The sequence below is a fragment of the Meridianimarinicoccus aquatilis genome (genome assembly GCF_004358675.1).
GTDB classification, from domain to species: Bacteria; Pseudomonadota; Alphaproteobacteria; order Rhodobacterales; family Rhodobacteraceae; genus Meridianimarinicoccus; species Meridianimarinicoccus aquatilis.
The window spans coordinates 1-7204 of the sequence record NZ_SMZO01000101.1 but is presented as its reverse complement, the minus strand read 5'-3'; the positions used below and the strand labels follow the sequence as shown (position 1 = coordinate 7204).

Annotated in this window: 12 protein-coding genes; 2 read left to right on the top strand and 10 right to left on the bottom strand. The window is 55.1% G+C overall.

Annotation, left to right across the window (positions count from 1 at the left end; genetic code table 11):
- Together E2L05_RS20095 and E2L05_RS20090 are read right to left on the bottom strand one after the other, a co-directional pair.
- A partial coding sequence (locus E2L05_RS20095; RefSeq protein ID WP_133344787.1) for a WGR domain-containing protein occupies positions 1-209 on the bottom strand: 209 nt, incomplete at its 3' end.
- Positions 210-214: 5 nt separating this feature from the next.
- Complete coding sequence (locus tag E2L05_RS20090) at positions 215-844, bottom strand: tyrosine-type recombinase/integrase (RefSeq protein WP_133344785.1); 630 nt, start codon at positions 842-844, stop codon at positions 215-217.
- Positions 845-1101: 257 nt separating this feature from the next.
- Between E2L05_RS20090 and E2L05_RS20085 the strand changes: the two genes are divergently transcribed.
- Positions 1102-1701, top strand: coding sequence for a hypothetical protein (locus E2L05_RS20085; protein ID WP_133344783.1), 600 nt, complete (start codon positions 1102-1104; stop codon positions 1699-1701).
- 90 nt (positions 1702-1791) lie between these two features.
- On the opposite strand, the gene E2L05_RS20080 is transcribed toward E2L05_RS20085, so the two are convergent.
- Both E2L05_RS20080 and E2L05_RS20075 read right to left on the bottom strand, forming a co-directional pair.
- Positions 1792-2307 carry a hypothetical protein gene (locus E2L05_RS20080; protein ID WP_165971831.1) on the bottom strand — a complete coding sequence of 172 codons (516 nt, stop codon included), beginning with the start codon at positions 2305-2307 and terminating at the stop codon, positions 1792-1794.
- A 48-nt stretch (positions 2308-2355) separates the two neighbouring features.
- Positions 2356-2976, bottom strand: coding sequence for a hypothetical protein (locus tag E2L05_RS20075; RefSeq protein ID WP_133344779.1), 621 nt, complete (start codon positions 2974-2976; stop codon positions 2356-2358).
- 288 nt (positions 2977-3264) lie between these two features.
- Between E2L05_RS20075 and E2L05_RS20065 the strand changes: the two genes are divergently transcribed.
- Positions 3265-3531, top strand: a complete 267-nt coding sequence (locus tag E2L05_RS20065) for a Txe/YoeB family addiction module toxin (RefSeq protein WP_037931654.1) — start codon at positions 3265-3267, stop codon at positions 3529-3531.
- Between the two features lie 60 nt (positions 3532-3591).
- Here the strand turns inward: E2L05_RS20065 and E2L05_RS20915 are convergent, their stop codons facing one another.
- The 6 genes from E2L05_RS20915 to E2L05_RS20035 all read right to left on the bottom strand — a co-directional run bounded on the left by E2L05_RS20915 (position 3592) and on the right by E2L05_RS20035 (position 7140).
- A complete protein-coding gene (locus E2L05_RS20915; RefSeq protein ID WP_165971830.1) occupies positions 3592-4410 on the bottom strand; it encodes a GIY-YIG nuclease family protein in 819 nt (272 codons plus the stop codon).
- A gap of 100 nt (positions 4411-4510) precedes the next feature.
- Entirely contained in the window at positions 4511-5137 is a 627-nt protein-coding gene (locus E2L05_RS20055) for a phosphoribosyltransferase (protein WP_243722077.1), read from the bottom strand.
- A complete protein-coding gene (locus tag E2L05_RS20050) occupies positions 5121-5816 on the bottom strand; it encodes a DNA-processing protein DprA (RefSeq protein WP_243722076.1) in 696 nt (231 codons plus the stop codon). The genes E2L05_RS20055 and E2L05_RS20050 overlap by 17 nt, the downstream gene beginning before the upstream one ends.
- Positions 5817-5913: 97 nt before the next feature.
- Positions 5914-6213 (bottom strand): hypothetical protein, encoded by a 300-nt coding sequence (locus tag E2L05_RS20045; RefSeq protein WP_133344775.1) that lies wholly within the window; start codon positions 6211-6213, stop codon positions 5914-5916.
- Entirely contained in the window at positions 6158-6829 is a 672-nt protein-coding gene (gene parA, locus E2L05_RS20040) for a ParA family partition ATPase (protein ID WP_133344774.1), read from the bottom strand. The genes E2L05_RS20045 and parA overlap by 56 nt, the downstream gene beginning before the upstream one ends.
- A gap of 59 nt (positions 6830-6888) precedes the next feature.
- Positions 6889-7140 (bottom strand): hypothetical protein, encoded by a 252-nt coding sequence (locus E2L05_RS20035; RefSeq protein ID WP_243722075.1) that lies wholly within the window; start codon positions 7138-7140, stop codon positions 6889-6891.
- Positions 7141-7204: the final 64 nt, after the last annotated feature.

The window sequence follows — 7204 nt, the reverse complement described above, 5'->3', positions numbered from 1 at the left end:
CGCTGACGCTTGGAGGCTTCCAGTGTGACCAGAGCCGCAACGGCCTGGTTCTCGTCCTCGAACCAATCCATCCGCACCTGACCGCCCTGCCCTATGCGGCCCCATTCGCGGTACAGCGTCCATTCGCCGAACAGGTTCGGCATCACTGCCATCCTGTAGAACCGAGCCATTTTCTGCGCAGGCTGGCGTTTCTCAAGATAAGTCTGCATGGCCGTCACAGGTGATACTTGCGCGCAATTTCCAGCGCTTCAGCCTGTTCGGTACCGATGTATTCCTTGGTGCTTTCAATGCTGGCATGGCCGAGCAGGAGCTGGGCGGCGCGCAGGTTGCCGGTCTGCTGGTAGATGTGGGTGGGGAAGGTCCGGCGCAGCGAATGCAAGCCGTAGAGGCTGGGATCGAGGTGTGCCTTTTCCAGCCAGGAGCGGAACAGCCGCCAGAGCTGACTTTCACTGAGATGGGACTGGGACCACCGTGCCCCCTGCCCCGTGAACAGCCAGCCGTGCAACGGCTTTTCTGAAGCTGCGAGATAGGTGCGCAGACTGTCGCGCGTGCCCGAGGACAGCCGCGCCTGGACCGGGCGTGCATTGCGGGCTTCGGTCTTCTTCTGCCGGATTTCCACGATCTCGCGCACACCGGCAGGCGTAGCCACATCCGCCACCCGCAACCGCACCAGATCCGATCCCCGGAAACTGGTATCGAGGGCGGTGTTGAACAGTGCCAGATCACGCAAGGCTTTTTCCTGGCGCAGGATCATACGGATCAGCGATACCTGGTCGGGCGTCAGCGGTGGTTTTTTACCCACGACGCGTCCTTTGTTCCAGGCGGTCTCAACGGCAGCTTTCACGGGCAAATCCTTGCGAGGTTATAGCGGTATAATGCCTATAAACCTTGCATAATGAAAGACACGTGTTGCGCGACTTGGTATTTTACCCATGTTTTGCTGAGTTTTTCGCTTGGGCCTTCATGCAAGCTTTTAGTGTAAAGCTTGCATGAAGGCTTGAAGGGCTCTGTTGTGACGTCGCCAACTGTGAACAACAAAATTCTCTTTATTTGGAGGGGTGTGGTCGTAAGGTTGCCTATGAAACCAAGTAGGATAGCAAAATGAAAATTAGGATCAGTCAGTTCATTGATTTTGCGTATGGAGACAAGCGTAAGGATAAGGCTAAAGCCCGAAGCATAATTGACGATTTCGACCTGCCTTATGACCCCATCAAGGATCGCTACAAGCAATTTCGCGAAGCAATGACTGCCCTTGAAGAGCAGAAGATCACGGCCAAACAGTTTCTGGACCTACATTCTAGCGTTTCCGCAAATAAGTCTGCTGGATACAAAGTGCTGTGCCAAAACTACCTTGATCTCAAGGAAGATCATGCGCTCATTTGGCAGGGGCGTAGCCCTATTGAGGCTAATATTTCTGGACTAAACATCACAACAGCTTGGTACTTGCGTACAGAAGAAAACAACCAGAGAAGAATTATCTTCTTACACTTTGGAAAAGAACAATTACCGAGGAAGAAGGAGCGAGGCTTTCTAACCGTACTACGATTGGCGAAGCCGGATTCGGCGGGTGTCGGCATTCTCAATATCCAAGCCGGTACTCTGATAACCGCAACGCGGCTGGATCAAAGCGAAGCTGATTATCTACATGAGCGAGCCGCCAAATTCATGGAACTTGCCAAGGCCATCCAGGCAGGGGGATAGCAGTTTAGTTTGCCATATCGGTTGGACGGCAGGGCACTGGGATTTTGACAGTTTTAACAGAAGCTTACATTATTTTTGAAAATGTAAAAATCAGGCGGAGTTGATGGTTTCAAAAAGCCCTTTCAGACCGTTCTGGAACGGATCGAGCGAAAGGGCTCGTTCTTCGGCCCAGACAATCCACTCGCTGAGAGGTCTACCTTCAATGTCGGCATCACCCTCAATTTGCAGACGGCAGCGTAGCTCTTCGATGAACACCAAAAGCCGCGCGCGCACACGCCAATTTTCCGCGTGGTCCTGAAACCGGCTCCAACGCCTGTGATCAATCTCTTGTTGCCTTTGGCGCTCACGACGTTCTGCTTGCTCTTGCTCATAGCGGCGATGTCGCTCATCACGCTCTCGCGCGGCCTCTGCCAAAAGTGGCCCTGCCGCGATAATCGCGCTAACGATATCGGGCAGGATAATCGCCATTTTCTTCTTGGACGTTTCAATCCAGTCGCGACTACGACCATTGACATAAGTGTCGAACCTCACACGCAGAAAGCCAGAGGAAACAAGGCCTGTTTGGTGGTGATGAGGAAGGGCCGTCCACTTCCCTGCCCCCTCCATGATCATTGTCGCCCTAGACATTTTTTCAGCGATTACGCACTTGAGCTCTTAATCGCCGACAAGGAACGTCACCTTGCCTGTAAGCTTCGCTTCGCCGATCTGTCCCCCTTGCTTCTCGATCGCGCGAAACAGGGTGCTTGTCACCCTGAAGCGATATCGGTCACGCGCAGTGAGGTCGCTGATATGAGGAAGTGATCCTCCCCAAAAGTCGCGCGACCGTTGCCGGTTTTCCGCTCGACGGCTCTCCTGTAGCTGACGGTGCTCTGCGACCCATGCCTTCACCTTGGGGTGCAGCGCTCGCATATGGTCAAGGCTTTCGTCGTCTTCATCGAAGGCTGGTGGTTCCGCAACGGACTCAGCGTCGCGAGATGGGACGGACGCAGGTACTACCGGTCTACCACTGCCCCGCGCTGGCTTGATTGAAGGGGAGGTCTTTTGGGGCGGTTCGAATGACGGCAAAGGAGGCATTTCAGGAGCACGGCCAACGGCCTTTTTCTGCCAGTAGCCCAAGGGTGGCGTAGGGATTTGGCGCTTTCGACAAAGAGCGGCTAAGCCTGGCCCGTTCGTCGCGAGTTGGGCACCAAGCTTGCTCATGGGGGTCTGCCAGACCAGTTCGTAAAGTTCCTCGCGAGAAATTTCCTCTGCGGGGCGGGTAACGATGTCATCCATGTGAGCCCTTTCTCTCTCGTAAATTCTCCATGAAATTGACTGCCGCCTTCGTACCACCCCTTTACTTGTACTTAATGTTGTACATATAGAGGGAAGCAAAGGAGAGTCGACATGGATGTTATGACCTACTCAGACGCACGAGCTCAACTGAAGGGCGTCATGGATCGAGCGATCNAACGCCGTCAACGAGACGTTGCACCTCTTGTCCACACCGAAAAACGCATCCCGCTTGCGCGCGTCGATCGCGCAACTCGATGCTGGAACTGGCGAAGAGCGTGAGCTGACCGAGTGAAGCTGGTTTTTTCCGATCAGGCCTGGGAAGATTATCAGTACTGGGTCAGCACCAACGACAAGGTACGTGACCGGATCAACGAGCTGATCAAGCAATGCAAGCGGACCCCCTTCAAAGGAACCGGCAAGCCGGAACCTTTGAAGGGGGATCTGACTGGCTGGTGGTCACGGCGGATTTCTCAGGAAGATCGAATGGTCTACCGGGTCAGTGGAACTGGCGACGGCCAAAGCCTAGAGATTGCACAACTGCGGTTTCATTACTGAATTTCCTGTCTGTTGCTTTATGGAGATGGTTGTGAACAGAGCGGGGGCGTAGCCATAGCTCTATAGCTTCTCGCCAGTTTTGCTTTCGTGCCATTCGCGTATGCGCATGCATAGAAGGCCGACCAACGGTGCTTCGAATAAGGGAATAATCGCATCATCTGGCGTAAACGAAGGTGCTTCGTACTGGTCCATCGACCATGTACCGATAACCTCTCCGTCACGTGTCACGACTGAGCCATCATCGCAGAGATTGATCGGATAGACCAAAGCTCCATCAGACGGGACGCCGTGGCGCTGCCACGCTTCTCGACGCGAGTCTCCCGTCAGCTGCGTTGGAGGATCAAGCGGCGGCAACTCGGGCTTCGGCTCGCGCTTCCCGGTTTTCCTCCGTTGTTTCCCCTGCCGCCAAGGTGGTGAAGGGTTTTCAGCTGCGCGCTCCATTTGCCGACAAAGGTTTCCCTCGTCAAAAGCCCCGCCTGAACTGAGCTGATCCTGAAAGACAGCAGCGTAGCCGATAATCTCTGGCATCCGTCCCTCGCTCGCGGGGATGCTTGGGATCGATGTGTTGAACTTCGGGGCGAAGGAACGAATGGCCGAGCTTTCCCTTTCGTGCATCTCGTCAGGTGGGCAGGGTGCCAGAGCGAGAGACCACGGCAGTGAGACGTCAGAAACACGGTGATAGAAACGGCCCAAGCTATCAATTGGTCGCTCCGTCAGGTCCCATGACTGCCCTATGTAGACAATCTCCTCCGCGCAGCCGATCAAGTAAACGCCGCTTCTCTGTTTGAGCCCAGTGTAAAGAGCATTCAGATCTCGATGTGGATTGCGGACAAAGACCTGCCGTCTCCATGCTAGGAATTGTTTATGGTTATTCAGCATCTATGCCTATCGTCAGTCCGTCTGTGATTATCTTTCGTAACTTGGCTTAATAACACAATTTCCATTTCCGCCACATACCCACAAACCCACATTTTTTCATTTATGGGTCACGGTGGGTCTTGCCGGATGGGTAGCCAATGATGGTGCCTATGGCCGGATCAACAATTTTCTCAATGTCTTCTTGCAGGCCTTGCGTCCGGATCATTGCAAAAATACGAATTTCTGCGTCCGGGCAGACAGCCCGAAGGAGTTCCGCGCAAGCAAAGCTTGTCCGCCCCATGGTCAGAACATCATCCACGATGGTGATCTTGTTCGGCACGAAGAACGGTCTCTCCGCCTCGATGCTTTCCAGGTGAATAGGGACAAGTGGTCTTTCCGCCGCCGGTGAATTTGACGAACGCGGTACAGCCCTCGTTCTTTTCAGATAGGTTTGTACATCTTGGCCGAACCCGTGCTCGTGCAACACGTCGCAGATCACCTTGGCAGGCCAAAGCGCCCCATCGGGGAGTGGCGCCGAGCGCGGTACCGGCACCAAGGTGACATCCGGCCCGAGAAAAGGCCGCAGAGCGTCCGCCTTCGAGTCTTGCAGGTGCGGAACGGCCGAGGCGATGACATTGACCCGGCCAGCCTTGATCGCGCCACAGGCTTTTCGGGAGGTTACAGACAGCTCCGAGCTACCGCGTGGGGAATAGTTGGCGAAGGTGCCATACTCATAGCTCGAAGGCACGAACGCCCCCAGCAGTGTAGTTCGGAATATCGAGCAAGATATCGGGCAGGTCTTCACGGCGCAGGATTTGTGCTCCGTACTCGATGAGCTGCTTCGGCCAAGTTAGGTTCGGATTGGTTGCGACGTTCTCAAGCAGGTAGAGATCGCGGCCAAGCCGGATAGCTTCCCATCCCTGGTGGCGGGTCCCGCTCTTCTCGCTTGCTTCGATCACGATGGTAGCATCGCAGATGAGCGCCATCGTCCGGTTGCGGCGCGGGAAATTCTCGCTCTTGCCTGGATAACCTTCGGGAAACTGGGAAATCGCTAGGTGATCACGCTTGATCTCTTCAAGTAGACCGGCATTCGTGGCCGGGTACGCCTTGGATAAGGGCGTACCGAGCACCGCTATAGTGCGCCCGCCCTCTTCTATCGCAGTTCTATGCGCTACTGTGTCGATGCCTTCAGCTAGGCCGCTGACGACAATAATACCCTGCTGCACCAAGGCACGAGTAACAGCCTGTGCTCGTTTGATGCCGTCCGGGGTGGCTTTTCTTGAGCCGACAATCGCCACGCGCGAGCCTTCGGTCAAAAGCGCGGTATCACCCGCCGTGTACAACACGTCTGGTGCGTTCTTTTCTTCGACCGGGCCGAATGGCCCAAGGGCGTCTCTCGTTCTCAGCTCTGCATGCATTCTCATCATGCGGTGACGTTTCTTGCGCCGCCGCCCTCCCCTTTGTTTTTAAGCCACAAATCCCGCCTGCGCAATATTTCACACAAACCCACATTTGTGCTTTTGTTCATTGGCGGGTTATGCCCGCATCCTCTTCCAATTCTTGCGTGCGCTGTTCAATGAAGGCCTGGAGTTCACCTACCATTTTCCGATCCGTCGCACTGCACGCCGTTTTGAATCGCGTGTGCAGGCTCGCCGGAAGATCCAGGCTCAGGCGCTTGGTCGGCTCATCCGGCATGGTCTTCGCGACCGGCTTGTCTGCCCGTGTTGTGTCATGCCCTGCCCCGCCACGTTCAAACGCGAGGATTTGGTCATCCGTTGGCTGCTGCTTCGGCTTCGGAGCCGCCGAAAATGTCTTCTTCGACATACCGCTCAATCTCTTTCGTTAGTTGGTTGATCTCGCGGGCCGCATTGCTATCGCCAGCCCACTCGAAAATCGTTTGCCCCATGGTCATACCTTCAGCGAAGGCCACCCGTTGCTCGATCTCACTTGCTAGGATTGGCAAACCCGCCTCGGCAGCCATGTTGCGAATATCTCGCCCTATGACAGTTTTTCCTATTTTGCGGGAAACCACAAACCCACATTTGAGGGAAAGCTTGAATTCCTGCGCTTCTTTGACTTGGCGCACTGTCAGGTCAGATGCCCACGTCGAGAGACCGGACGGTTCGATAGGCAACGCCACAAAGTCCGATGCAACGATACAAGATCGGGCAATCTCCTCCGCGTGCGGCGGGCCGTCGATGATGGTGTGAGTATAGTCTTGGGCAAGCTTTAGCGCGTCCCGCGCCATGTTGGCCCGTGCCATGCTGACAACCTGGAAGGGCGCATCTTCGCGCAGGCTTGCCCATGTTGTGGCCGAGCCTTGCTTGTCAGCGTCGATCAGAAGCACCCGGTGGCCTTGGCGTGCCAGACAGCCCGCCACGTTCACCGATAGGGTGGTTTTGCCGACGCCGCCTTTTTGGTTCAGGAAAGATATGATCATGGGTCCACCTCACCACATTCGTGGGAAAGCGTAAAGCCACAAACCCACATTTGTGCGTTTTAATTCTGGTATGCGCCTCGCTTATTGCAGAAGGCCAGAAAGTGCTTATCGGCATCCTTCACGTCGATAGCCTTGTCATGCACCCATGACCGCCACTCGTTTTCCAGCACGTAGACGTCCCACCCGGGCGCAAGACGCCGCGCCTCATCATGTGTGTCTGGTTTTCTGAACCGCAACGCCAGGAAGGAGGGGGCGACCACCGCCTCAGCCCCCTTGGGACGAAAGACAACATTATCGCTTTCGATGCTCATGGGGGACTGTTGCATTAATTAGCTCTGGCTAGATTTGAAGTCTAACAGATTGATTTCATGCGGC